General features: G+C 60.6%; 21 protein-coding genes. 8 read left to right on the forward strand and 13 right to left on the reverse strand.

Going from position 1 to position 23,804, the window contains the following annotated elements; genetic code table 11:
- Positions 1-155: 155 nt before the first annotated feature.
- Both hrpA and aceK read right to left on the reverse strand, forming a co-directional pair.
- Entirely contained in the window at positions 156-4,067 is a 3,912-nt protein-coding gene (gene hrpA, locus OQ248_RS03205; RefSeq protein WP_265812002.1) for an ATP-dependent RNA helicase HrpA, read from the reverse strand.
- A 297-nt stretch (positions 4,068-4,364) separates the two neighbouring features.
- Positions 4,365-6,086 carry a bifunctional isocitrate dehydrogenase kinase/phosphatase gene (gene aceK, locus OQ248_RS03210; RefSeq protein ID WP_265812003.1) on the reverse strand — a complete coding sequence of 574 codons (1,722 nt, stop codon included), beginning with the start codon at positions 6,084-6,086 and terminating at the stop codon, positions 4,365-4,367.
- A gap of 417 nt (positions 6,087-6,503) precedes the next feature.
- Between aceK and OQ248_RS03215 the strand changes: the two genes are divergently transcribed.
- Both OQ248_RS03215 and OQ248_RS03220 read left to right on the forward strand, forming a co-directional pair.
- Positions 6,504-8,129: a methyl-accepting chemotaxis protein gene (locus OQ248_RS03215; RefSeq protein WP_265812004.1), complete on the forward strand. Its 1,626-nt coding sequence runs from the start codon at positions 6,504-6,506 to the stop codon at positions 8,127-8,129.
- Between the two features lie 84 nt (positions 8,130-8,213).
- The gene (locus tag OQ248_RS03220) at positions 8,214-9,122 is read left to right on the forward strand and encodes a DMT family transporter (RefSeq protein WP_265812005.1); all 909 of its coding nucleotides are present in this window, start codon (positions 8,214-8,216) and stop codon (positions 9,120-9,122) included.
- Between the two features lie 57 nt (positions 9,123-9,179).
- On the opposite strand, the gene OQ248_RS03225 is transcribed toward OQ248_RS03220, so the two are convergent.
- Positions 9,180-10,043, reverse strand: coding sequence for a DMT family transporter (locus OQ248_RS03225; RefSeq protein ID WP_265812006.1), 864 nt, complete (start codon positions 10,041-10,043; stop codon positions 9,180-9,182).
- 451 nt (positions 10,044-10,494) lie between these two features.
- On the opposite strand from OQ248_RS03225, the gene OQ248_RS03230 reads away from it, so the two are divergent.
- Positions 10,495-11,040 (forward strand): hypothetical protein, encoded by a 546-nt coding sequence (locus OQ248_RS03230; RefSeq protein ID WP_265812007.1) that lies wholly within the window; start codon positions 10,495-10,497, stop codon positions 11,038-11,040.
- 35 nt (positions 11,041-11,075) lie between these two features.
- The gene (locus OQ248_RS03235; RefSeq protein WP_248738017.1) at positions 11,076-11,237 is read left to right on the forward strand and encodes a hypothetical protein; all 162 of its coding nucleotides are present in this window, start codon (positions 11,076-11,078) and stop codon (positions 11,235-11,237) included.
- 55 nt (positions 11,238-11,292) lie between these two features.
- On the opposite strand, the gene OQ248_RS03240 is transcribed toward OQ248_RS03235, so the two are convergent.
- Together OQ248_RS03240 and cysK are read right to left on the reverse strand one after the other, a co-directional pair.
- Positions 11,293-12,231 (reverse strand): aspartyl/asparaginyl beta-hydroxylase domain-containing protein, encoded by a 939-nt coding sequence (locus OQ248_RS03240; RefSeq protein ID WP_085710304.1) that lies wholly within the window; start codon positions 12,229-12,231, stop codon positions 11,293-11,295.
- A gap of 187 nt (positions 12,232-12,418) precedes the next feature.
- Positions 12,419-13,393, reverse strand: coding sequence for a cysteine synthase A (cysK, locus tag OQ248_RS03245; protein ID WP_265812008.1), 975 nt, complete (start codon positions 13,391-13,393; stop codon positions 12,419-12,421).
- Between the two features lie 128 nt (positions 13,394-13,521).
- Here cysK and OQ248_RS03250 point away from each other — a divergent pair, with 128 nt between their 5' ends.
- Positions 13,522-14,598, forward strand: a complete 1,077-nt coding sequence (locus OQ248_RS03250) for a DUF748 domain-containing protein (RefSeq protein WP_265812009.1) — start codon at positions 13,522-13,524, stop codon at positions 14,596-14,598.
- Here the strand turns inward: OQ248_RS03250 and OQ248_RS03255 are convergent.
- Positions 14,595-15,095: a helix-turn-helix domain-containing protein gene (locus tag OQ248_RS03255; protein ID WP_265812010.1), complete on the reverse strand. Its 501-nt coding sequence runs from the start codon at positions 15,093-15,095 to the stop codon at positions 14,595-14,597. The two genes, OQ248_RS03250 and OQ248_RS03255, sit on opposite strands and share 4 nt — an antisense overlap.
- A complete protein-coding gene (locus tag OQ248_RS03260; protein WP_064594177.1) occupies positions 15,083-15,313 on the reverse strand; it encodes a DUF4160 domain-containing protein in 231 nt (76 codons plus the stop codon). The genes OQ248_RS03255 and OQ248_RS03260 overlap by 13 nt, the downstream gene beginning before the upstream one ends.
- A gap of 200 nt (positions 15,314-15,513) precedes the next feature.
- Here OQ248_RS03260 and OQ248_RS03265 point away from each other — a divergent pair, with 200 nt between their 5' ends.
- Both OQ248_RS03265 and OQ248_RS03270 read left to right on the forward strand, forming a co-directional pair.
- A complete protein-coding gene (locus tag OQ248_RS03265; RefSeq protein ID WP_007911294.1) occupies positions 15,514-16,359 on the forward strand; it encodes a MoxR family ATPase in 846 nt (281 codons plus the stop codon).
- Positions 16,360-16,371: 12 nt separating this feature from the next.
- The gene (locus OQ248_RS03270) at positions 16,372-17,550 is read left to right on the forward strand and encodes a VWA domain-containing protein (protein ID WP_007956512.1); all 1,179 of its coding nucleotides are present in this window, start codon (positions 16,372-16,374) and stop codon (positions 17,548-17,550) included.
- 110 nt (positions 17,551-17,660) lie between these two features.
- Here OQ248_RS03270 and OQ248_RS03275 read toward each other — a convergent pair whose 3' ends face one another.
- The 4 genes from OQ248_RS03275 to OQ248_RS03290 are packed head-to-tail and all read right to left on the reverse strand — an operon-like array spanning position 17,661 to position 21,375.
- On the reverse strand, positions 17,661-18,578 hold the full coding sequence (locus tag OQ248_RS03275) for a biotin-dependent carboxyltransferase family protein (protein WP_265812011.1): 918 nt from the start codon (positions 18,576-18,578) through the stop codon (positions 17,661-17,663).
- Positions 18,575-19,279 carry a 5-oxoprolinase subunit PxpB gene (gene pxpB / locus OQ248_RS03280; RefSeq protein ID WP_265812012.1) on the reverse strand — a complete coding sequence of 235 codons (705 nt, stop codon included), beginning with the start codon at positions 19,277-19,279 and terminating at the stop codon, positions 18,575-18,577. The genes OQ248_RS03275 and pxpB overlap by 4 nt, the downstream gene beginning before the upstream one ends.
- Positions 19,276-20,028, reverse strand: coding sequence for a 5-oxoprolinase subunit PxpA (locus OQ248_RS03285; RefSeq protein WP_265812013.1), 753 nt, complete (start codon positions 20,026-20,028; stop codon positions 19,276-19,278). Before OQ248_RS03285 ends, pxpB begins: the two co-directional genes overlap by 4 nt.
- A gap of 60 nt (positions 20,029-20,088) precedes the next feature.
- Positions 20,089-21,375: an MFS transporter gene (locus OQ248_RS03290; protein ID WP_085710290.1), complete on the reverse strand. Its 1,287-nt coding sequence runs from the start codon at positions 21,373-21,375 to the stop codon at positions 20,089-20,091.
- A gap of 146 nt (positions 21,376-21,521) precedes the next feature.
- Here OQ248_RS03290 and OQ248_RS03295 point away from each other — a divergent pair, with 146 nt between their 5' ends.
- A complete protein-coding gene (locus OQ248_RS03295; protein ID WP_192553062.1) occupies positions 21,522-22,433 on the forward strand; it encodes a LysR family transcriptional regulator in 912 nt (303 codons plus the stop codon).
- 34 nt (positions 22,434-22,467) lie between these two features.
- Here OQ248_RS03295 and OQ248_RS03300 read toward each other — a convergent pair whose 3' ends face one another.
- Complete coding sequence (locus OQ248_RS03300) at positions 22,468-23,010, reverse strand: DUF2937 family protein (RefSeq protein ID WP_007956487.1); 543 nt, start codon at positions 23,008-23,010, stop codon at positions 22,468-22,470.
- Positions 23,011-23,024: 14 nt separating this feature from the next.
- Positions 23,025-23,801, reverse strand: coding sequence for a class II glutamine amidotransferase (locus OQ248_RS03305; protein ID WP_003222625.1), 777 nt, complete (start codon positions 23,799-23,801; stop codon positions 23,025-23,027).
- Positions 23,802-23,804 lie beyond the last annotated feature (3 nt).

The raw sequence follows: 23,804 nt of genomic DNA on the forward strand, positions 1-23,804 counted from the left end.
AAGGGTCTATTCCCATAGAGGGGACGCAAAAACCTGGCATCGCTTTATTCCGACCTCACCCTCGGCTGACAAGGCTCAAAACCGCGGGGCCGGCGTTTATAGGCGCGAAGTTTGCCATAAACCTTGGCATTTGGCGCCTTTTGCAGGATCGGAGGTCAGGCCTCGACCTGCGTCCACTGTTTGTTCAGGCGCTTGTCGGAGATCGGCACTTTCGTCCCCAACTGCTGGGCGAACAGCGAAACCCGATACTCCTCCAGCCACCAGCGATACAGCTCGAGCTGCGGATCGCGCTTGCCTTCCTGGGCGTGCTTGGCGGCGCGAGTCTGGTATTGCGTCCAGAGCCCGGCGAGTTCGCCGCTCCAGACCCGATCCTTCTGCACCTGCGCGCCCAGTTTCTCGAAACGCTGCTCGACGGCCTTCAGATAGCGCGGCAACTCCTTGAGCCACACCATCGGCGTTTCCCGGACGAAACCCGGATACACCAGATGGCTGAGCTGCTGCTTGATGTCGTTAAGCGCCACTGCCTGAGCCAGGTCGATCTTGCCCTTGAAGCGTTTTTGCAGACCGTGCCAGAGCTTGAGGATTTCCAGAGTCAGGCGTGCTACCCGCTCCGCATGCTCGGTCCAGCTGCCGCGCTTGCGCTCGGCCAGTGCGGCCAGCCCTGCGCCGTCGCGAGGCAACGGGTCTTCGCCATCAAGAATGCAGCTGTCGAGGCTGGCCAGCAGAATGTCTTCCACCAATGCATCGACCCGGCCCAGTTCGCGGTACAACAGGCCCAGTTCGGTCAGGCCCGGCAGCTTGCCGCGCAGGAATTTGGCCGGTTCGGCCAGTTGCTGCATCAGCAGGCGTTGCAAGGCGCGGCGATGCTGGAACTCGGCCTCGGCCGGGGTCGAGAAACGCCCTTCCTTGACCGTGCCGCCCTCTTCCACCAGCGCCGGATACACCGTCATCGACAGCCCGGCGATCTTCTGCTGAGTCTTTTCCGCCACCGGCGCGAAGACCTTGGCCTCCACCGGTTGCTGGCTTTTCGCACTTTGCGGCACGGCCAAAGCGGCCTGGCTGGCTTCGGCGAAACGCGCCGTCAGCTCCGCCAGATCCCGACCTTCACCGAGGAACTTGCCCTGGCCGTCGACGATTTCCAGGTTCATCCGCAGATGGCTTTCGACTTGCTGCGCCGCTTCGGCCCAGGCTTCGTCGCTGACCCGTGCACCGGTCATGCGCAGCAGTTCACGGCCCAATGCTTGCGGCAACGAACCCTCGGCGAACGTCATGCGTTGCAACGCAGCCTTGATAAAGTCCGGCACCGGCACGAAGTTCTTGCGCAGGGCCTTGGGCAGGTTGCGCACCAGCGCGATGCACTTGGCCTCGATCAACCCTGGCACCAGCCACTCCAGGCGTTCCGGCGGCAGCATCGGCAACAGCGGCGCCGGCACGCGCAGGGTCACGCCGTCGCGTGGGTGATTAGGTTCGAAGTGATAACTCAGGGCCAGTTCCAGATCGCCGATGTGCAGCGTGTCCGGGTAATGCAGGGCGGTGACTTCGCTGGCTTCGCGGGCCAGCACGTCTTCTTCGCGCATGATCAGCAGTTGCGGATCTTTCTGGCTGTTGACCCGATACCAGCTGTCGAACGTCGCGGTCTGGTGGATCTCCGCCGGCAGTCGCGCATCGTAGAAGGCGTAGAGGGTTTCCTCGTCGGCCAGAATGTCCCGGCGACGGGCCTTGGCTTCCAGTTCGTCGAGTTGTTCCAGCAATTGCTTGTTGGCAGTCAGGCACTTGGCCCGGGACTGAATCTCGCCACGCACCAGGCCTTCGCGGATGAACAGCTCTCGCGAAACCACAGGTTCCACCGGGCCGTAATGCACCGGTCGACGACCGACCACGATCAGCCCGAACAGGGTGATCTGTTCGAACGCGACGACCTGGCCGCGCTTCTTCTCCCAGTGCGGTTCGAAGTGGTTCTTCTTGATCAGATGCCCGGCCAGCGGTTCGATCCAGTCGGCGTCGATCTTGGCCACCATCCGCGCGTAGAGCTTGGTGGTTTCCACCAGTTCGGCGGTCATCACCCACTGCGGGCGCTTCTTGCCGATGCCCGATGACGGGTGAATCCAGAACCGCCGCTGACGGGCGCCAAGATAGTCGCCGTCCTCGGTTTTCTGGCCGATTTGGCTGAGCAGGCCGACCAGCACAGCCTTGTGCAGCTTCGGATAATCCGCCGGCTCTTTATTGAGGCTCAGCTGCAGGTCGCGGCAGATCAGGCTCAACTGGCGATGGGAATCACGCCACTCTCGCAACCGCAGGTAGTTGAGGAAATTCTTGCGGCACCAGTTGCGCAGCGGGTTGGCAGTCAACGCCTGGCGCTGTTCTTCGAAGCCACGCCACAGATTGACCAGCGCCGCGAAGTCCGAATCGGCATCCTTCCATTGCGCGTGGGCCTGATCGGCGGCTTGCTGACGCTCCGGCGGACGTTCGCGCGGATCCTGAATCGACATGGCGCTGGCAACGATCAGCACTTCCTGCAAGCTGCCGAGTTTCGCCGCTTCGAGCAGCATGCGACCCATGCGCGGGTCCACCGGCAGGCGCGCCAACTGGCGGCCGAGCGGGGTCAGCTGACTGTTGCGATCCACTGCCGAGAGTTCTTGCAGCAGGTTGAAACCGTCGCTGATCGCCTTGCCGTCCGGCGGCTCGATGAACGGGAACGCGGTGATCTCGCCGAGGCGAAGATGCAGCATCTGCAGGATCACGGCGGCAAGGTTGGTGCGCAGGATTTCCGGATCGGTAAATTCCGGGCGACCGAGGAAATCCTCTTCGCTGTACAGGCGCACGCAAATGCCCGGCTCGACCCGGCCACAACGACCTTTACGCTGGTTGGCGCTGGCCTGGGAAATCGCTTCGATCGGCAGGCGCTGAACCTTGGCGCGATAGCTGTAGCGGCTGATGCGCGCGGTGCCGCTGTCGATCACGTAACGGATGCCCGGCACGGTCAGCGAGGTTTCGGCGACGTTGGTCGCCAGTACCACACGACGGCCCGGGTGGGACTGGAAAATCCGCTGCTGCTCGGCCGGCGACAGGCGCGCGTACAACGGCAGGATTTCGGTGTGTTTGAGCTGGGCCTTGCGCAGCATGTCGGCGGCGTCGCGAATCTCGCGCTCGCCGGGCAGGAACACCAGCACATCGCCGGGACTGCGACGTTCGCTGCGCTCGTAAGCGGCGATTTCGTCGAGGGTGGCGAGGATCGCCTGATCCACGGTCAGGTCGTCCTCGACGCGGTTGCCCTCTTCGTCCTGCTCAAGGGTCAGCGGGCGATACCAGGTTTCCACCGGGAAGGTGCGGCCGGACACCTCGACAATTGGCGCATCGTCGAAATGCTTGGAAAAGCGCTCCAGATCGATGGTCGCCGAGGTGATGATGACTTTCAGATCCGGGCGACGCGGCAGCAGGGTTTTCAGGTAACCCAGCAGGAAGTCGATGTTGAGGCTGCGTTCGTGGGCTTCGTCGACGATGATCGTGTCGTAGCGTTCGAGGTAGCGGTCGTTCTGGGTTTCCGCCAGCAGGATGCCGTCGGTCATCAGTTTGATCAGGGTGTTCGAATCGCTTTGGTCTTCGAAGCGCACCTGATAACCGACAAGCGCGCCCAGCGGCGTACCGAGTTCTTCGGCGACCCGGCTGGCCACACTGCGTGCCGCGATTCGGCGAGGCTGGGTGTGGCCGATCAAACCGTGCTGGCCGCGACCGATTTCCAGGCAGATTTTCGGCAACTGGGTGGTTTTACCCGAGCCGGTCTCACCGGCGATGATCAGCACCTGGTGCTTTTCCAGGGCCTTCTTGATTTCGTCACGCTTGGCCGCAATCGGCAGGCTGTCGTCGTAACGGATCACCGGCAGGCTGGCCTTGCGCACCAGCACCTGATCGCAGGACGCCTGCATGCGCGCCACCCACTGGGCCAGCTTGGCCTCGTCGGGTTTCTTGCGCAGCTCAAGCAACTGCCGCCGCAGCCGGTGGCGGTCGGCGAGCATGGCGTGATCGAGGTTTTTCAGCAGTTTGTCGATGGAGGGCGATTCGTCGGTCATCGGGTACGCAATTCGGTCGTCTAGTGGCGCAAGGACGCGATTGTCGCAGATTTGCGGGATTTGTGGCGTGTCTGGGGGATTGCTGCCCTCACCCTAGCCCTCTCCCGGAGGGAGAGGGGACCGAATGGGGGTTGCTTCAGGGCTACATCGACCTGAGCGAGCCTCTCTGAATCCATAATCGCCACGATCTTCCAGGTCGATGTTTGACCAGAGCCACCTCGGTCGGCTCCCTCTCCCTCCGGGCGGTCCGACGTTTCGGGAGGGCTGGGCGGGCGGCGTTCCGATGAGGGAAAGCCGTTACTCGTTATCCAGGCCCTTGCGCCGATACGGGAAGACGTCGATGACTTTTCCGGCCCGAATCGCCTCCTGCAACCCCTTCCAGTAATCGGCGTTATACAACTCGCCATGCAGTTGATCGAACAGTTTGCGCTGAGCCGCATCGGCAAACAGAAACGGCGGAAACTCCTCGGGGAACACATCCAGCGGCCCGATCGAGTACCACGGTTCGGAGGCCATTTCGTCCTCAGGCGTGCGCGGTGCCGGGATGTGGCGGAAGTTGGCTTCGGTGAGAAAGCAGATCTCGTCGTAGTCGTAGAACACCACCCGGCCATGGCGAGTGACGCCGAAGTTCTTCAGCAGCATGTCGCCGGGGAAGATGTTGGCTGCCGCCAGTTGCTTGATCGCCAGCCCGTAGTCCTCCAGCGCCTCGCGCACCTGGGCTTCGTTGGCGTTGTCCAGATACAGGTTCAGCGGAGTCATCCGGCGTTCGGTCCAGCAGTGGCGGATCAGCACGGTTTCGCCTTCCAGCGACACCGTGGACGGCGCGACTTCCAGCAACTCCGCCAGACACGCCGGATCGAATTTGCTCAGGGGAAAACGGAAGTCGGCGAACTCCTGGGTATCGGCCATGCGCCCTACGCGGTCGACGCTTTTCACCAGTCGGTACTTTTCGATCACCGTGGCGCGGTCGACGTTTTTCGATGGCGAGAAACGGTCCTTGATGATCTTGAACACGGTGTTGAAACCCGGCAGCGTGAACACGCTCATGACCATGCCGCGCACACCCGGGGCCATGATGAACTGGTCGTCGGTATTGGCCAGGTGGTTGATCAGCGCGCGATAGAACTCGGATTTGCCGTGCTTGTAGAAGCCGATCGAGGTGTACAGCTCGGCGATGTGCTTGCCCGGCAGGATGCGCTTGAGGAAGCCAATGAACTCCGCCGGCACCGGCACATCCACCATGAAATACGAACGGGTGAACGAGAAGATGATCGACACATCCGCTTCGTCGGTGATCAGCGCGTCGATCTGAATCCCCCGCCCCTCGCGGTGCAGCAGCGGAATCACCAGCGGCCACTGGTCGTCGTTGGTGTAGATGCGCCCCACCAGATAGGCGCCCTTGTTGCGGTACAGCACCGAGGAAAACAGCTCGACGCTCAGCTCCGGGTCCTTGCACACCCAGTCCGGCAGGTTCTCGCGCAGTTGCGCTTCAAGGCGCTGCAGATCCCGGGACAGATCGGCGTAATCCTCGCTGAATCGGTAATCGGCAAAGATGCTCGCGAGCATGCCCGACAACTGACCTTGCGGCTTGTAGGTGCGGGTCTGTGCGGCCCGGGCGCGACGCAGGCTCGGCCGGGTGGTGTGGATGAACATGCAGCCATCGCTGATCAGGTCGTGGCTGAACAGGCCGCAGAAAATCGAGTTGTACCAGGTCTCGGAGAGTTCATCGTCGAAGCGCAGGTCGATGATGCTGATGTAGGCGCTTTTCACCAGCGGCCAGCAACTGACCTCCATCAGCGTGTCCGCCTCGAAATGCTCACGCAGACGCGCGACGGTTTCGTTGACCTTGTCTTCGTAGAGGTTGATCCGCGCCGCCGACGCGGTTTGCGTGTCCTGCCAGCGCGCCTGTTCGAAACGCTCCCGGGCGCCGTCTGTGATCCGCCGGAAATGCTCGCGGTAATCGTCAAAGCCATCGAGGATCATTCGGGCGATGTCGGTGGCTGGCCATTGCTGCGGCATAGATGAGACCTCTGCGGGAATTGAAGAATCTGTGCTCGAAGGCCTGAGCTTAGCCACGGAACCGGGGGCAGGAGAAGCGTAATTTCTGCCAAATCCGCGACGGCGTTGTACAGCGACACAGTTTTTATCAAAGTTTTTTTAATCGACCGTTCGGTCAGCAAACACATCAACCGGTCGCTCCCGCCGTTCGGCGCCAGCCCGCGAATTCTCTGGGTTTCGGATCCAATCAAGCAACGACATCTCTATTCCGCGGCTTTGCCCTGCCTGCGCATTCCTGCCCATCGCCCGTGACCTTGATTGCGCAGTGACCTTACCAAGGTGATGGCACTTTGATATACAGCCCGCCATCACCCGCCTCACAACAAGATCCTCGGCCCACGAGGACGCCCTCTTTCTCAACGTTCAAGGAGCACATTGATGTCTATCCGGAATCTGCGCATAGGTTTGCGCGCCAGTTTGAGTTTTGCCGTTCTGGCCAGTCTGCTGATGGTGGTTGGCCTGTTCGGTCTGGGCCAGATGAAGGCCCTGCGTGAAAGCGCAGCGGTGATCGAAGAATCGTGGATGCCCAGCATCGAAAGCATCCATGACGCAGCGGCGAACATCGCCAGCATCCGCCTCGAATCCCTGCGTCTGATCACCAGCACTCAGGCCGCCGTGCGCGAACGCAGCAAAGGCATTCTCACGGCGCAACGTCAGGAGTTGCTCAAGCGCCTCGACGATCACAAAGCCCTGATCGCCAACGATCAGGAACGGGCGATGCTGGAAAGTCTGGGCGCCGACACCGCCAAGTACCTGAGCATCCTCGACCAGATCATCAGACAGATCGACGCCGGGCAGAACGATCAGGCCTACACGCGGCTGACCACTGAACTGGCGCCTCAGGGCAGCGTGCTCGACAAGACCCTGGAGCAAATGATCACCCTCAATCAGCAAGGCGCCGATGCCGCCGCAAAATCCGCTGCCGCGACCTATCAGCAGTCACTGTGGATCGTCGCGACAATCATCGTCATCGCCCTGATTGCCACATTGCTGCTGGCCTGGCTGCTGACCCGCAGCATCACCGCGCCGATCAATCAGGCGCTGAGCGTGGCCCGACGGATTGCCTCCGGTGATCTCAGCGGCCGCATCGACAGCGACGGCCGGGATGAAGCCGCGCAACTGCTCACAGCACTGGCCGAGATGCAGGGCAATCTGCGCTCAACCATTCGCGGTATCAGTGAGTCAGCCCAGCAGCTGGCCTCCGCTGCCGAGGAAATGAGTTCGGTGATGGAACAGAGCACTCGCGGCCTGCAACAGCAGAACGACCAGATCGAACAGGCCGCCACGGCCGTCACCGAGATGAGCACAGCGGTGGATGAAGTCGCAGCCAACGCGGTGTCCAGCGCCGAAGCGTCCGAAGCCTCGAACGAGGACAGCAAGCACGGGCATGTGCAGGTCAGTGAGACCATCAGTTCGATTCAGGAACTGGTCAGCGCGGTGCTCGGTGCGTCCGAACAGGCCGAGGGCCTGGCGACCCAGGCCCAGGACATCAGCAAGGTGCTGGAAGTGATTCGCGGCATCGCCGGCCAGACCAACCTGCTGGCGCTCAACGCCGCCATCGAAGCCGCGCGGGCCGGCGAGGCAGGACGTGGTTTTGCAGTCGTTGCCGATGAAGTCCGTTCGCTGGCCCAGCGCACGCAGAACTCCACCGAAGAAATCGAGCTGATGATCAGCAGCATCCAGCAAGGCACCGGTGCCACCGTCGGCGCGTTGCAAAGCAGCGCCGAACAGGCCAGCCAGACCTTGCGCCGGGCCAACAGCGCCGGCCATGCACTGGAGAAAATCACAGCGTCGATCTCACAGATCAACCAGCGCAACCTGGTGATCGCCAGTGCTGCCGAACAACAGGCGCTGGTGGCCCGGGAAGTCGATGAGAACCTGGTGACCATCCGTGACCTGTCCACGCAAACCGCCGCTGGCGCGACCCAGACCTCTGCCGCCAGTCAGGAACTGTCGCGCCTGGCCGTCGACCTCAACGGGCTGGTGACGCGCTTCGTGCTCTGACGGGGAAATTAAATGCCCGATTAGCGGTTGCCATCGTCAGGGCGCTCGGCAACACTCTCGTCCCCATCAAGGAAGGAGTTGCCCGTGAGCCCTGTCGATATTTTCCGTATGTTGTCGCTGGCTGCGATCTGGGGTGCGAGCTTCCTGTTCATGCGCATCATCGCCCCCGCGATCGGCACCGTTCCGACCGGTTTTTTCCGGGTCTCGATTGCGGCCGTCGGTTTGTTGGTGATCCTTGGTCTGATGCGCATCAACTGGGATTTCAAAGGCAAACTCAAGACCGTGATGATGCTGGGGGTGATCAACTCCGGCGTTCCGGCCACCCTGTATTCCGTCGCCGCGCAGGTGCTGCCGGCCGGGTACTCCGCAATTTTCAATGCCACCACGCCGCTGATGGGCGTGTTGATCGGCGGGCTGTTCTTCAGTGAAAAACTCACGGTGGCCAAACTGGCCGGGGTTTTCCTTGGCCTGCTCGGCGTGGGCGTGCTGACCCGCGCCGGCCCGGTCGCGTTCGACCTGCCGCTGTTGATGGGTGCCGTCGCCTGCCTGCTCGCAACAACCTGCTACGGCTTCGCCGGTTTCCTCGCCCGGCGCTGGCTGGATCAGGCCGGCGGGCTCGACAGCCGTCTTTCAGCGCTGGGCAGCATGCTCGGTGCGACACTGTTCCTGTTGCCGCTGTTCGGCTACAGCGTCATCGCCCAGCCACCCGTGAGCTGGGGTGGCTGGAACGTCTGGCTGTCGCTGCTGGGCCTGGGTCTGGGCTGTACCGCGTTTGCCTACATCATCTACTTCCGTCTGCTGAGTTCCATCGGGCCGGTGAAGTCGATGACCGTGACGTTCATGATCCCGCCGTTCGGCGTGTTGTGGGGCGCGCTGTTTCTCGACGAACCGCTGTCGATGGCCCATGTGTATGGCGGAGTGTTGATCGCGATTGCGTTGTGGCTGGTACTGAAGCCGGCGGCGGTGAAACCGGCAGAAGTCGCGACTCGCTGATCGACAGATGCAAAAAGGCCCGGGAGTTTCCTCCCGGGCCTTTTTTATGTGCGGCTGTTACGCCGACTTACGGAACACGAATACCAGACCGACGATGATCAACAGCATCCCCAACACGCTCAACGCGGCCAGGCGATTGCCGAAGATCAGATAATCCATCACCGCCGTCACGGCCGGCACCAGATAGAACAGACTGGTGACATTCACCAGATTGCCCCGGGCGATCAGTCGATACAGCAGCAACGTTGCCAGCACGGAAACCACCAGTCCCATCCACAACACCGGCACGATGAAACCGGCGCTGTGCTCGAAGTGGAACGGCTGGAACGGCACGAAGATCCCGCACAGCAACAGTCCCGCCAGATACTGCACCGGCAGCGTACCGAGGGGATTGTCGGTGATGCGCTTCTGCATGATCGAGCCGAACGTCATGCTCGCCAGCGCCAGCAGCCCGAACAGCATCCCTGCCAGCGACATCCCGGCCAGACCGATGCCCTGGTAAACCACCATGATCAGACCGGCCAGCCCCAACGCCAGACCGAAGATCCGGCTCGCCGAGCGCTGCCGCTCCATGATCACCACCGTGAGGATCGGCTGTACGCCCATGATGGTCGCCATCACCCCGGGGGTGACCTTCAGGTCCAGCGCCAGCAGATAGAAGATCTGATAAGCGCCCAACAGCACCACCCCGGTAGCCATCGCATACAGCATCGGCCGGCCGCCCTTGGGCAGTCTCAGCTTGAGCAACGGCACCAGCAGCACCAGCCCACACAGGGCAATCACAAAACGGATCAGCAGAAAGGCAAAGGGCGAAGCGTGGGCCAGCCCCCACTTGGAGAAGATCGCTCCGCTGCTCCACAGCAGAACGAACAGGCTCGTGGACGCCGCCGCGAGCGCGGACTTTTTCGAAAGGACAAACATGAATACCACCTGTAGTCAGGCAAATAGCCAACTCAGCCGAAGCTGAAATTCAGTAGTTTTTTTTCAGGCGGGCACAGGGGTCAGCAGAAAACGCTGATCAGCCCGAAACGCCAACGCCCGGCGGTGATACGACTGCGCACACCGGCGTGCTACTGACAGGTGGAGGGTAATGGCTGATCTGCACAGGCTGCTGATTCCCGCACGGCACGACGCCAGCGTTGACCGCTGAATCGACTACCGCGTTGATAAGGGATGCAGGCATCTGGGCTGATCTTTTTCGAGGGATTGAAAGGTGAGTCGTGGGACTCACAGGCGCCGACTATAACCAGCCTGCGACATGGATTGCAATGAGTTGGGCAAAGGGCCGCTAGCGACAGGCTGGAAGCAGGCGCATAGGCTCATTAGCAATTGCAACGACCATCGATAGGGGACATGGAATGCGCGAGATCACATGCCAAGGGAACGGAATCATCTGCGGTATCAGTTGTACAAATCGCAAGCCAGGAAGCTTGCCAGCATTGCCACAACTCAACTCCAGATTGACCTGGAGATGGCTGGCCCCACAACTCTTGACCTGTCGAAAGTACGTTTCGAACCTATCGACTCGTTGGCGCTGAGTGCTTTTGGATGTTGGGAGAACCCGCATTTTTCATGGATAGACGTCATTGGATGGAAAGCACGCGAACCTCTCGCTCTCGACATCGCAATCTGGTTTGAATCTGAACTGTGCGGACTGTGTTTTGCCAACCCGAATAAAAGTCGACGACGCATTCGAATCGTACGTCTTGAGGGACGGCGAAGAGAACCCCATCCGTTGAAGAACCGTGTTGCACCGTTATCCGTTCTGGCTATCGAGCAATACGCCCGCATCATTGGAAGCAGTTTGATCGAGGCTCAAGAGCCATTCCAGGGAGCAATACCCATTTACGAACAACTCGGCTTCGGTTTGGATAGCGAGGGTCGCCTTGTCAAAACAGTAGGGAGGCTAGTATTGTGAAAAGCGCTCAAATATTGATCAACCAAGGTGGGAACATGCGCAAAGAAATAAAAAAATCCCCCAGAAAGAAAAAAGCGCACGCAATGAAGTGTGACTCTGATCCGACGGTATTGACAGCCAGTCAACGGCAGCTCTTACAGATCATTGCAACAGGTACCGCTATCGATGAACCAAGCTTGCTGGCTGGCCGTCCCTGATTCAGAAAGAAAAAAACCGCTCAAACGAGCGGTTTTTTATTGTCTGCATCCAGCCTCAACCAAACAACCAATACCCCAGCAACGTCAACACCACCACTGCCAGCACTGGCCGCATCACACGGTAGGCCTTAGGATTGCGGCGTTTCCACTGCTTGACCACGCCGCTGAACCGGTCGCTGAAGTTCTTGGTCCAGGCATAGGCCTGGTTGATCCCGCCGACGCGCTCGTCGTCGAGGTTCTGCGGTGCGGTGGCGCGGCCCAACCAAGCGCTGATGGAGCGGTTGATGCGGGTCATGAGGCGGTTGCTCAGCGGACGCTCGACGTCACAGAACAGGATGACGCGAGTCTGTTCGGTTTCGTTCTTGACCCAGTGCACGTAAGTCTCGTCGAACATCACGTCTTCACCATCACGCCAGGCGTAGACCTGACCGTCGACGAAGATCCGGCAATCGTCGGAGTTCGGCGTCGACAGCCCCAGGTGATAACGCAGGGAACCGGCAAACGGATCACGGTGCGGGTTCAAGTGACTGCCGCCCGGCAACAGCGCGAACATCGCACCCTTGACATTGGGAATGGCGCTAACCAGTGCCACGGTTTTCGGGCACAGGGTCTCGGCCGATGGCAGCGGTTTGTCGTACCACTTGAGGTAGAAACGCTTCCAGCCCTTCTTGAAGAACGAGCCGAAACCGGCGTCGTTGTTCTTCTCGGCAGCGCGAATGTAACCCTCGTCGAACAGGTGCATCGCTTCGTCGCGGATGGTCTCCCAGTTGTCGCGCAACACATCCAGTTCCGGGAACTTGCTGCGGTCCAGGTACGGTTTGGACGGCACGCCGGAAAACAGATACATCAAGGCGTTATACGGAGCGAACAGCGCCGAATGGTTGACGAACTGGCGCAGCACCGGCAAACGCGCCTTGCCGCGCAAATGCACGTAGAGGATGCTGCTCACGAACAGCAGCAACACCAACACCTTGGCGGCCAACGAAAAGGTCATCAACGACTCCTTGAAAAAAGACAACGCCACGCAATGCCATTTACCCGACATGGCGGCCGGCCATGATAAACACTACCGGCTCCGGGAAAAACCCGCCCGACCCAAGATTCAGTGTTAAGAATTGCGCAACAAAGCACTAATTAACATAACGAGCCTGAACCCTGGCTGATCTGAATCAACGGGACGCTTACTGCTGGTTCTCCTGATCGGTGAACAGATCGCTGAACAACATGCTCGACAGATAACGCTCACCGGAGTCCGGCAGTACCACCACGATAGTCTTGCCCTGCATTTCCGGTGTTTCCGCCAGGCGCACCGCCACGGCCATCGCCGCACCGCAGGAGATGCCGCACAGAATCCCCTCTTCCTGCATCAAACGCAGCGCCATGACCTTGGATTCATCGTCGGTGACGCGCTCGACCCGATCCACCATCGACAAATCCAGGTTCTTCGGCACAAAACCGGCACCAATACCCTGAATCTTGTGCGGGCTCGGCTTGATCTCCTCACCGGCCAGCGCCTGAGTGATCACCGGCGAGGACACCGGCTCCACCGCTACCGAGATAATCGGTTTGCCCGCGGTGTTCTTGATATACCGCGACACACCGGTGATGGTTCCGCCCGTGCCGACGCCCGCCACCAGCACGTCGATGGCACCGTCGGTGTCGTTCCAGATTTCCGGGCCGGTGGTTTTTTCGTGGATGGCCGGGTTGGCCGGGTTGTCGAACTGGGCCGGCATGAAATATTTGCCCGGATCGCCGGCAACGATCTCGGCAGCCTTTTCGATTGCGCCCTTCATGCCCTTGGCAGGTTCGGTCAGCACCAGTTCGGCACCCAGCGCCTTCAGTACCTTGCGCCGTTCGATGCTCATCGAGGCCGGCATGGTCAGCATCAGTTTGTAACCGCGAGCAGCCGCCACAAAGGCCAGGCCGATGCCGGTATTGCCCGAAGTCGGCTCGACGATGGTCATGCCCGGCTTGAGTTTGCCGCTGCTTTCGGCGTCCCAGATCATGTTCGCGCCGATCCGGCACTTCACCGAGTAACCCGGGTTGCGACCTTCGATCTTGGCCAGAATGGTCACGCCACGGGGCGCAATGCGATTGATCTGTACCAGCGGCGTATTGCCGATGGAATGGGCGTTGTCAGCAAAAATACGGCTCATGGCTGGGTCCTTGTGCAGCGTTGAATTCAGCTCTCCAAGGTAAGCCTGTTGCTCCTGCCAGTCCAGTCGGGTCGAACGTCTGCAACCGCCGGCAGTCAATCGCTTAACACCGTTCGGGAATTGCCACCATGAAGCGTCGCTACCGCTGGCCGTTGTGGATCCTCGCCACTGTCGTCGTACTGCTGATCGCCCTGCACATCGCCCTGCCGTACCTGGTGCGCGACTATCTGAATGACAAGCTGGCCAACATGGGCGACTACCGTGGCCAGATCACCGATGTCGATCTAGCCCTGTGGCGTGGCGCGTACAAGATCAACGGCCTGAAGATCGTCAAGGTCGACGGCAAGGTGCCAGTGCCGTTCGTCAACGCGCCATTGATCGACTTGTCCGTCAGTTGGCATTCACTGTGGTACGACCATGCGGTGGTGGCCCAGGTGAAGTTCTTCAATCCCGAGGTCAACTTCGTCGATGGCGGTGCCAACAAACAGAACTCCCAGACCGGTAAAGGCACCGACTGGCGCGCACAATTGGGCAAGCTGCTGCCGATCACCCTCGATGAAGTGCAGATCCACGATGGTCGCATCAGCTTCCGCAACTTCAACTCCAAGCCGCCTGTAAATATGAATGCCACGAACGTCGAGGCGAGTATTTACAACCTGACCAACGTCGTGGACACCAAGGGCAAACGCGATGCCCGCTTCGAAGGCAAGGCCCTGCTGCTCGGTCAGGCGCCGCTGGAAACCTCCGCCACGTTCGACCCGCTGAGCAACTTCGAGGATTTCGAATTTCGCCTGCGTGCCCGCGACCTCGAACTCAAACGCATGAACGACTTCGCCTCGGCCTACGGCAAATTCGACTTCAACGCCGGCCACGGCGACGTGGTCATCGAAGCCCAGGCCAAAAAGGCCCAGCTCACCGGATATATCAAGCCGTTGCTGCGCGACGTTGAAGTGTTCAACTGGCAGCAGGACGTGGAAAACAAGAACAAAAGCATCTTCCGCTCAGTCTGGGAGGCACTGGTCGGCGGCACTGAAACCGTGCTGAAAAACCAGGCCAAAAACCAGTTCGCAACCAAGGTCGAACTCAGCGGCAGCGTCCATCAGCAAGATATCAGCGCATTCGAAGCGTTTTTACAGATTTTGCGCAATGGATTCATCCAGGCATTCAATGCCCGGTATGAACGGCCGAAGCCGGATGCGGGTTAAGTTTTACGGTTGACGATGTAGCGCCCAGTGTTCTCTGCTGCGATCAGTGCAGGTTTCTCCTGCAACGAATCCCAACCCAGACAGGCCAGGGCCAACGACCGCGGCACGATTTCCCGGCCATTACTGTAGCGGCTGATGCTACGGGCACTGACACCCAACGCTTCGGCTGCTTCATTGAGTGGTAAACCGGTGCGAGCGCGCCAATCCATGAAGATCCGTGTGTTTTCGTCCGGAGCATTTTGCGCGAGCGCGTCCCGATACAAGGTATCGGCACCAATCTGGATATCCGGCTCCAGCCATTCCACGCTCCAGCCGTCATCACCCAGAACGGCTGTTGCGAATACGGCGGCATCCAGTAACGGTGCGAGTCCCGGATAAGTTTGCAAATCGCGGCTCAAATCCAGAATCATCTGCTGGCCATCTATAAAGGTCAGCAACAAACAAGCACCTGCAAGTGCCTGCACTGCCGCCAACCGTGGCCTCTTCATGGGTAACATCGTTTCCAGTCCTCCAGCAATTGCGTCTGATGGGCCGAAACCCACGCCAACGCTTCCTTGACGATCAGCGGCGGTGCCTTGCCCATCATGACCTCGACGGTTTCCAGACTGAGCATCACATCCACTCCGCCACCGGTCAGGTGAACATGGGGTGGCGGGTGATCCTTCTCGCGCAACTGAATGCGGTATTTTTCGCGAAATCGGTATTTGGTAGTCATGCCCGGAGGCTATCGCCAAATCGGCGATACCTGAATACTGGCCCCGTGCCGAAACTGAGTCAACATGTGACGCCCCATTCAGAGACTGAATAAGCCGTCTGCGTTCACAGTCGACCGGGCCGCGCGTTATAGTCGGGCATCCGATTATTTCGCCCCCGCCCTGCCCGTTCAGGTCGGCGTTACCGTTCGAGGATTAGCAGATGAAGTTCGAAGGCACCCAGGCCTACGTCGCCACCGATGACCTGAAGCTGGCGGTCAACGCCGCCATCACCCTGGAGCGGCCGCTGCTGGTCAAGGGCGAACCGGGCACCGGCAAGACCATGCTCGCCGAGCAACTGGCCGAATCGTTCGGCGCCAAGCTGATCACCTGGCACATCAAGTCCACCACCAAGGCCCATCAGGGCCTGTACGAGTACGACGCGGTCAGCCGTCTGCGCGATTCGCAACTGGGCAATGAAAAAGTCCACGACGTACGCAACTACCTGAAGAAGGGCAAGCTCTGGGAGGCGTTCGAGTCCGAAGAGCGCGTGATTCTGCTGATCGACGAAATCGACAAGGCCGACATCGAGTTCCCCAACGACCTGCTGCAAGAACTCGACAAGATGGAGTTCTACGTTTACGAGATCGACGAGACGATCAAGGCCAAGAAACGTCCGATCATCATCATTACCTCCAACAACGAGAAAGAGCTGCCGGACGCCTTCCTGCGCCGCTGTTTCTTCCACTACATCGCCTTCCCCGACCGCACTACCCTGCAGAAAATCGTCGACGTGCACTACCCGGACATCAAGAAAGACCTGGTCAGCGAAGCGCTGGACGTGTTCTTCGACGTGCGCAAGGTGCCGGGCCTGAAGAAGAAGCCATCGACCTCGGAACTGGTGGACTGGCTGAAACTGCTGATGGCCGACAACATCGGCGAAGCGGTGCTGCGCGAACGCGATCCGACCAAGGCCATCCCGCCGCTGGCCGGTGCACTGGTGAAGAACGAACAGGACGTGCAACTGCTGGAACGCCTGGCGTTCATGAGCCGTCGCGGCACCCGCTAAGAGGCTGACGCCATGTTGCTCAACCTGTTCAATGAAATGCGTGCAGCCAAGGTGCCGGTCTCGGTGCGCGAGCTGCTCGACCTGATCAACGCGCTGAAACAGCGCGTGACCTTCGCCGACATGGACGAGTTCTACTACTTGTCCCGGGCAATCCTGGTGAAGGACGAACGGCATTTCGACAAGTTCGACCGGGCGTTCGGCGCCTACTTCAATGGCCTGGAAAAGCTCGACGATCACTTGCAGGCGCTGATTCCCGAAGACTGGTTGCGCAAGGAATTCGAGCGCTCGCTGACCGACGAGGAACGCGCGCAGATTCAGTCCCTTGGCGGCCTGGACAAGCTGATCGAAGAGTTCAAGAAACGCCTGGAAGAACAGAAGGAACGCCACGCCGGCGGCAACAAATGGATCGGCACTGGCGGCACCAGCCCGTTCGGCTCCGGCGGTTTCAACCCGGAAGGCATCCGGGTCGGCGACGCCGGCAAGCGCCAGGGCAAAGCGGTGAAAGTCTGGGATCAGCGCGAGTACAAGAACCTCGACGACTCCGTGGAGCTGGGCACCCGCAACATCAAGGTCGCCCTGCGTCGCCTGCGTAAATTCGCGCGACAGGGCGCGGCGGAAGAGCTGGATATCGACGGGACCATCGACCACACCGCCAAGGACGCCGGCCTGCTGAACATCCAGATGCGCCCGGAACGGCGCAACACGGTGAAGCTGTTGCTGCTGTTCGACATCGGCGGTTCGATGGACGCCCACGTGAAGATCTGCGAGGAACTGTTCTCGGCCTGCAAGACCGAGTTCAAGCATCTGGAGTACTTCTACTTCCACAACTTCATTTATGAGTCGGTGTGGAAGAACAACATGCGCCGCACCTCCGAGCGCACCTCGACCCAGGACCTGCTGCACAAATACGGCGCCGACTACAAAGTGATCTTCATCGGCGACGCCGCCATGGCGCCCTATGAAATCACCCAGGCCGGCGGCAGCGTCGAACACTGGAACGAAGAGCCGGGTTACGTGTGGATGCAACGCTTCATGGAGAAGTACAAGAAGCTCATCTGGATCAATCCGTACCCGAAAGACACCTGGGGCTACACCTCGTCGACCAACATCGTGCGGGATTTGATCGAGGATCAGATGTATCCGCTGACGTTGCGCGGGCTCGAAGAAGGGATGCGGTTTCTGTCCAAGTAATCAGTGTTAGGACTGACGCTATCGCGAGCAGGCTCGCTCCCACAGGGGAACGCATTTCCAAAGGTGGGAGCGAGCCTGCTCCGGGCGGCGTTCCGACGATGATTTTAGCGTTAAATAAAGCGCTGTAGATATTCGACATGTTCCCGGTGCGCGACCTCCTGCACCACCGGACGCAATCTGACCTTCGCTCCCGGCAGACACTGTGCCAATCGGGCCAGCGCCAACGGCGTCAACGCACCCAATCGCGGATACCCGCCAATGGTCTGCCGATCATTGAGCAACACGATCGGCTGCCCGTCCGGCGGCACCTGCACCGCGCCCAGCGGAATGCCCTCGGAAATCATCGGCTGACCCTGATACTGCAAAGCAGTGCCCAGCAAGCGAATGCCCATGCGGTCGGCACGACTGTCCAGCGTCCAATGACTGTTGAACGCATCGAACAGGCTCTGCCCGCTGAACTGACCGATCTGCGCGCCGAGCACCAGATCCAGCGGCGCGTCGAGGCGCAGATCCGGTCGATGTTGTGCCGGGACCTCATGCACCAGCAGGGTTTCACCCTGATAACTCAGGCTTGCGCCCTTGGCCAATGGCAAACCAAAACCATCAAGACCACCGAGTTCCTCGCGCACCACCGTCGCACTGCTGCCCAACACTTTCGGCGCAGTGAAACCACCGGGCGCCGCCAGGTAGGCTCGAGCCCCCAGCAATGGCTGGGTGAACTTCAAGGTCTGCCCTTTGCGCAACTTGAAACTGCGCCACGGCGCCAGCGTTTCACCGTCAATCTGCGCACCCAGATCGGCACCGGCCAGCGCCAGCAGACAGTCGTCCTCCGCCACCACCGCAAACCCGCCAAGGGTGATTTCGATCACCGGCAGATCCAGGCCATTGCCCAGCAGCCAGTTGGCCCAGGCCATCGACCGCCAGTCCGCCGCGCCGCCCTGGGTCACGCCCAGATGGCGTACGCCAAACCGCCCGGCGTCCTGCAACAGGCACAGCGGTGTGCTCGCTTCAATCGTCAGTCGGCTCATGACAGTGCCTCCAGAGGTGTGTCATCACCGCCGAGGTTGATGAATTCTGCGTGGCTCACCGCTTCGAAGCGCACGGTATCGCCGGGCTGCATGAGGCTGTAGCCATCGCGTTCACGGTCGAACAGTTTTGCCGGCGTGCGGCCGATCAGGTTCCAGCCACCGGGAGACACCACCGGATATGCTGCGGTCTGGCGCTCGGCGATACCGACGCTGCCGGCGGCGACTTTCTTGCGTGGTGTATTCAGACGCGGTGCCGCCAGGACCTCTTCCACCAGACCCATGAAAGCGAAACCCGGCGCAAAACCCAGGGCGAATACCTGATATTCCCGGGCACTGTGGCGGCGGATCACTTCTTCCACCGACAACCCGCTGCGCTGCGACAGCAGGCTCAGTTCCGGCCCAACACTCAGGTCGTACCACACCGGCAACACATGGCACTGGCCGCCGGCTCGCGCATTCGGCGACAGGTCGATCAAGGCTTCGGCGATCAATTCCCGAGCCTGACTCGGATTCAATTCGGTCAGGTCGTAATGCACCATCAACGTGGTGTACGACGGCACCAGATCGATCAGATGTGCGCCGAACACCGTGCGCAACCGCTCGCTGGCGGCGAGCATCCACGGCATGTTGGTTTCGGCGATTTCATCGAAGAGGCGCAACATCAGGCAATCCAGTGCCACCACTTCCACCCGCGGATTCATGGCGCGCTCTGCTCGTTCAAGGCTTGACGAATGCGCTGCACGGCCGCAACCGAACTGGCGTTGTCGCCATGTACGCACAAGGTGTTGGCTTGCAGGTGCAGCGCGCTGCCGTCGCTGGCGGTGAGGTTGTCACCCCGGGCGATGGTCAGCGCTTGCCCGATGATGGTTTCGGCGTCGTGATGCACCGCGCCCGGCAGTTGCCGCGACACCAGTCGGCCGGCACTGTCGTAGGCGCGGTCGGCGAAGGCTTCGAACCACAGGGTCACGCCGTATTCGTCGCCGAGCTGTTGCGCCGCCGTGTTGTCGCGGGTGGCCATCAGCATCAGCGGCAAGCTGCGGTCGTAGGCCGCGACGGCCTGGATCACCGCTCGCAACTGCGCGGGGTTGGCCATCATGTCGTTGTACATTGCGCCGTGGGGTTTGACGTAACTGACTTTTCCACCCTGGGCACGACAAATACCGTCGAGTGCGCCGATCTGGTAATGCAGGATGTCTTGCAGTTCCTGGGCGGCGTAAGCCATGGAACGCCGGCCGAAACCCACCAGATCCTGATAGGCCGGATGCGCACCGATCTGCACGCCGTGGCTCAGGGCCAGGCTGACGGTCTTGCGCATGATGCTCGGGTCGCCGGCGTGGAAGCCGCAGGCAATGTTGGCGCAATCGATGAAGGGCATGACTTCCGCGTCCAGACCCATGGTCCAGCTGCCGAAGCTCTCGCCGATGTCACAGTTCAATAGCAGGCGGCTCACGGTGAACACTCCTGTAGCTTTTGTCTTTTTATGCCGTAGGGCGTTGTCGCAGGTTATCAGTTACTGCGCGTCCAGTTGCTTGCCACGGGTTTCCGGCAGGCTCAACGCCGCCAGGATCACCACGCCGTAGGACACTGCCGCGAAAGCACCGATGCCTACACTCAGCGGTACTTTCTGGCTGAGCAGCCCGATCAACAGCGGGAACAATGCCGCCAGCGCCCGGCCGATGTTGTAGCAGAAGCCCTGCCCCGAACCGCGAATCCGCGTCGGGAACAGCTCGGTGAGAAACGCGCCCATGCCACTGAAAATCCCCGAGGCGAAGAAGCCCAACGGGAAGCCCAGCCACAGCATCACGCCGTTGCTGACCGGCAATTGGGTGTAGAGCAGAACGATGGTGAACGAGCCGACCGCGAACAGGATGAAGTTCTTCTTGCGGCCCAACAGGTCGGTCAAATAGGCGCTGATCACATAACCGGCGTAGGAACCGATGATCACCATCGCCAGATAACCGCCGGTGCCGAGTACGCTCAAGCCGCGCTCGTTCTTCAGAAAGGTCGGCAGCCAGGACGTGATCGCGTAGTAACCGCCGAGGGCGCCGGTGGTCAGCAATGAAGCGCGGAATGTGGTGAAGAGCATGCCGGGGGCGAAGATCTCGTAGAACTTCGACGGACTGTCCGGGGTTTGTTTGGCTTTCGCCTCGCGGTAGATCTCGGGGTCTTTCACCAGACGACGGACGAAAATCACGAACACCGCCGGCACGATGCCGAGGATGAACAGTGCGCGCCAGGCATCTTCCGGTGGCAACACCGAGAACAGCAGCGCATACAGAATCGCCGTCAGCCCCCAACCGAGTGCCCAGCCCGATTGCACCATGCCCACTGCTTTACCGCGATCCTTGGCGCGGATCACTTCACCGATCAGCACCGCGCCGGCGGTCCATTCGCCGCCGAAACCGAAGCCCATCAGGGTGCGGGCGATCAACAGTTGTTCGTAGTTCTGGGCAAAACCGCAGAGGAAGGTGAAGAAGGCGAACCACAGCACCGTCAGTTGCAGGGTGCGCACTCGGCCGATGCGGTCGGAGAGAATCCCCGCCACCCAGCCACCGATGGCCGAGGCGATCAGCGTGCTGGTGTGAATCAGCCCGGCTTCTCCGGTGGTGATGCCCCACATCGCGATCAGGGTCGGCACCACGAAGCTCAGCATCTGAGTGTCCATGCCGTCCAGGCCGTAGCCGATCTTGCAACTCCAGAAGGTGCGACGCTCCTGCTGATTGATGTTGCGATACCAGTCGAACGGTCCGGGACGGGCCGTGGTCTTGGGGAGGTCGAGGGTGTCGGGCGCACTCATGGCATGTCTCCGCAGGCTTTTATTGGTCTTGTTCGAAGCTCCGACGACGCCTATCGTGGGAACCGGATGCGTCGATTCTTGGGTGCGTCACCCGGTCGCGTCCAACGAATAAAAACCCGCCCAAGACATAAGAAAAATTTGTTGCCATGAACCTGAAGTTTCTCGAGACCTTCGTCTGGGTCGCCCGGCTGAAGAGTTTTCGCCTGACCGCCGACAAGCTGTTCACCACTCAGGCTTCGATCTCCAGCCGGATCGCAGTGCTTGAAGGCGAGCTTGGGGTGAAGCTGTTTGTGCGGGACTCGCGCGGTGTGAGCCTGACGCCGGAAGGCCTGAAAGTGCTGGACTATGCCGAGCAGATGCTCGACACGATGCAGGCGCTGAAGCAGTCCATCGAGACCCGGTCGAGCAAGGTCGGCCGGGTACGCATCGGGGTAATGGACACGGTGATTCACACCTGGCTCAGTCCGTTGGTGGCGCAGATGACCGATCTGTACCCACGGGTGGAAATCGAGCTGGTGGCGGATACCTCGCTGAATCTCTGCGATCAACTGCAAAAAGGCTTTCTCGATCTGATCCTGCAAACCGATCTGGTGCGCCATGAAAGCGTGCGCAGTCTGGAACTGGCCAGCCACCCCATCGGCTGGATCGTCGCCAGCAATTCGATCTACAACCGCGACTACCAGAGCCTCGCCGACCTGGCGCAGGAACGGATCATCACCTACTCGAAAAACTCCCGGCCGCATCAGGACATTCTGGCGCTGATGCAGGCCCAGGGCGTGCTGGCGCCACGCTTGAACTGTGTGAACTCGGTGTCGGCGATCACCCGGCTGTTGCGTGACGGATTCGGCATTGGCGCTCTGCCGCCAGTGCTGGTAGCTGAAGAACTGGCGCGGGGCGAACTGACCCTGCTCGACATCGACCAACGGCCACCCGCTCTGCAAGTGGTGGTGTCATGGCGAGTGGGTGTGGAATGGGTCGAAGAGATCGTGACGTTGTGTCAGCAAGTGCTGGAGGGGTACGCGCGCAAGGTGGGCACGGATTACATCGTTCTGAGTTGATCGTTCCCACGGCGTGGGAACGATGCATCGAGGTTTACAGCCCGCGCACATCCCGGTCTTCGATCGGCCGGCTCTGGCGCAGGCGCTTGCCGCCCAGCACCACCCAGTCGATCAGACGGAACAGGCACTCGAGGCCGAACGACAGCAGCAGCGCGCCGCTCATGCCCCAGATCATTGCTTCAGGCGTCAGCAGGATCTGGTAGCTGTAGCCGTTCCAGGTTTCCTTGCGGATATCCGGATCGGCGGCCAGCACCACTTGCAGGAAGCGGATGTACCACGGCCCTTGCATCGCCTGGAATTGCTTGTCCAGCGCCAGTTGACGGTTGAGCAAGGTGCTCAGGCTGTCGGCATCGCTGCGAAACACCGGGTCCTCGCTGGCGCGATAGTGGGCGACCAGCGCCTGAATATCACCCTTGAAGAACTGCTCGGCAGTGCCCTGGAAGCCACGCAGACCGGTCTGCGCCTCGATCAGATGCGCTTCGACCCGCTTGGCGTAATCGTTGATGAAACCCGGCACCTGGACACCGATCAACAGGCCCGCCGCAAACAACACCAGCCGTAGATAACTGAGCAACATCGAGGAGAGATCCTTTATTCGGTCGTGCCTTGGCTGACGCATTCGCCGCGTCGCCACAGGCTCCATTGGCCCGGTTCGTAGCGGGTCCAGGTTTCGTTTTCGGTCAGAGGTTCGGTGGCAATTACCGTGACAACGTCGTTGGGCGTGGTTTCGGCCTGGAAGTCGACGATCACATCGACATCCTTGAGCCGTGCCGGGCCGAACGGTGCGCGCCGGGTGATCTGCGCAAGTTTGGTCGAGCAATAGCAGAACAGCCAGTCGCCGTCGCTGAGCAGGCAGTTGAACACGCCTTTGCTGCGGTATTCGGCGCAAGCCGCGACCAGATCCGGCAGCAGCACTTCTATATCGACCGGTTCCGGAAACGCTGCACGTACGCGGTTGAGCAAATCGCAGAATGCCGCCTCGCTGTCGGTATCGCCGACCGGACGGTAGAAACTCTTGATCGGGGTGAAATCGGCGAGCTGGCCATTGTGCGCGAAGCACCAGTTGCGTCCCCACAGTTCGCGGACGAACGGATGGGTGTTGGACAGGCAGACCTTGCCGACGTTGGCCTGACGGATATGGCCGATCACCACTTCGCTCTTGATCGGATAACGCTGCACCAGATTGGCGACTTCCGACTCGCAGCTGGCTGCCGGGTCCTGGAACAGCCGCAGCCCGCGACCTTCATAGAAGGCGATGCCCCAGCCATCGCGATGCGGCCCGGTGCGACCGCCGCGCTGCATCAGCCCGGTGAAGCTGAACACGATATCGGTCGGCACGTTGGCGCTCATGCCCAATAGTTCACACATGTG

Origin of the sequence: Pseudomonas sp. COW5 (genome assembly GCF_026240005.1) — a bacterium.
Classification (GTDB): domain Bacteria; phylum Pseudomonadota; class Gammaproteobacteria; order Pseudomonadales; family Pseudomonadaceae; genus Aquipseudomonas; species Aquipseudomonas kribbensis.

Bases quoted from the DNA above. Each gene is read 5' to 3' on its own strand.
- OQ248_RS03270 (WP_007956512.1), top strand. From the start codon at position 16,372: ATGTTGCTCAACCTGTTCAATGAAATGCGTGCAGCCAAGGTGCCGGTC.
- OQ248_RS03225 (WP_265812006.1), bottom strand. From the start codon at position 10,043: ATGTTTGTCCTTTCGAAAAAGTCCGCGCTCGCGGCGGCGTCCACGAGC.
- OQ248_RS03305 (WP_003222625.1), bottom strand. From the start codon at position 23,801: ATGTGTGAACTATTGGGCATGAGCGCCAACGTGCCGACCGATATCGTG.
- hrpA (WP_265812002.1), bottom strand. From the start codon at position 4,067: ATGACCGACGAATCGCCCTCCATCGACAAACTGCTGAAAAACCTCGAT.
- OQ248_RS03260 (WP_064594177.1), bottom strand. From the start codon at position 15,313: ATGACTACCAAATACCGATTTCGCGAAAAATACCGCATTCAGTTGCGC.
- aceK (WP_265812003.1), bottom strand. From the start codon at position 6,086: ATGCCGCAGCAATGGCCAGCCACCGACATCGCCCGAATGATCCTCGAT.
- OQ248_RS03300 (WP_007956487.1), bottom strand. From the start codon at position 23,010: ATGTTGCTCAGTTATCTACGGCTGGTGTTGTTTGCGGCGGGCCTGTTG.
- OQ248_RS03290 (WP_085710290.1), bottom strand. From the start codon at position 21,375: ATGAGTGCGCCCGACACCCTCGACCTCCCCAAGACCACGGCCCGTCCC.
- OQ248_RS03235 (WP_248738017.1), top strand. From the start codon at position 11,076: ATGCGCAAAGAAATAAAAAAATCCCCCAGAAAGAAAAAAGCGCACGCA.
- OQ248_RS03265 (WP_007911294.1), top strand. From the start codon at position 15,514: ATGAAGTTCGAAGGCACCCAGGCCTACGTCGCCACCGATGACCTGAAG.
- OQ248_RS03255 (WP_265812010.1), bottom strand. From the start codon at position 15,095: ATGTTACCCATGAAGAGGCCACGGTTGGCGGCAGTGCAGGCACTTGCA.
- OQ248_RS03215 (WP_265812004.1), top strand. From the start codon at position 6,504: ATGTCTATCCGGAATCTGCGCATAGGTTTGCGCGCCAGTTTGAGTTTT.
- OQ248_RS03230 (WP_265812007.1), top strand. From the start codon at position 10,495: ATGCCAAGGGAACGGAATCATCTGCGGTATCAGTTGTACAAATCGCAA.
- OQ248_RS03275 (WP_265812011.1), bottom strand. From the start codon at position 18,578: ATGAGCCGACTGACGATTGAAGCGAGCACACCGCTGTGCCTGTTGCAG.
- OQ248_RS03240 (WP_085710304.1), bottom strand. From the start codon at position 12,231: ATGACCTTTTCGTTGGCCGCCAAGGTGTTGGTGTTGCTGCTGTTCGTG.
- cysK (WP_265812008.1), bottom strand. From the start codon at position 13,393: ATGAGCCGTATTTTTGCTGACAACGCCCATTCCATCGGCAATACGCCG.
- OQ248_RS03250 (WP_265812009.1), top strand. From the start codon at position 13,522: ATGAAGCGTCGCTACCGCTGGCCGTTGTGGATCCTCGCCACTGTCGTC.
- OQ248_RS03295 (WP_192553062.1), top strand. From the start codon at position 21,522: ATGAACCTGAAGTTTCTCGAGACCTTCGTCTGGGTCGCCCGGCTGAAG.
- pxpB (WP_265812012.1), bottom strand. From the start codon at position 19,279: ATGAATCCGCGGGTGGAAGTGGTGGCACTGGATTGCCTGATGTTGCGC.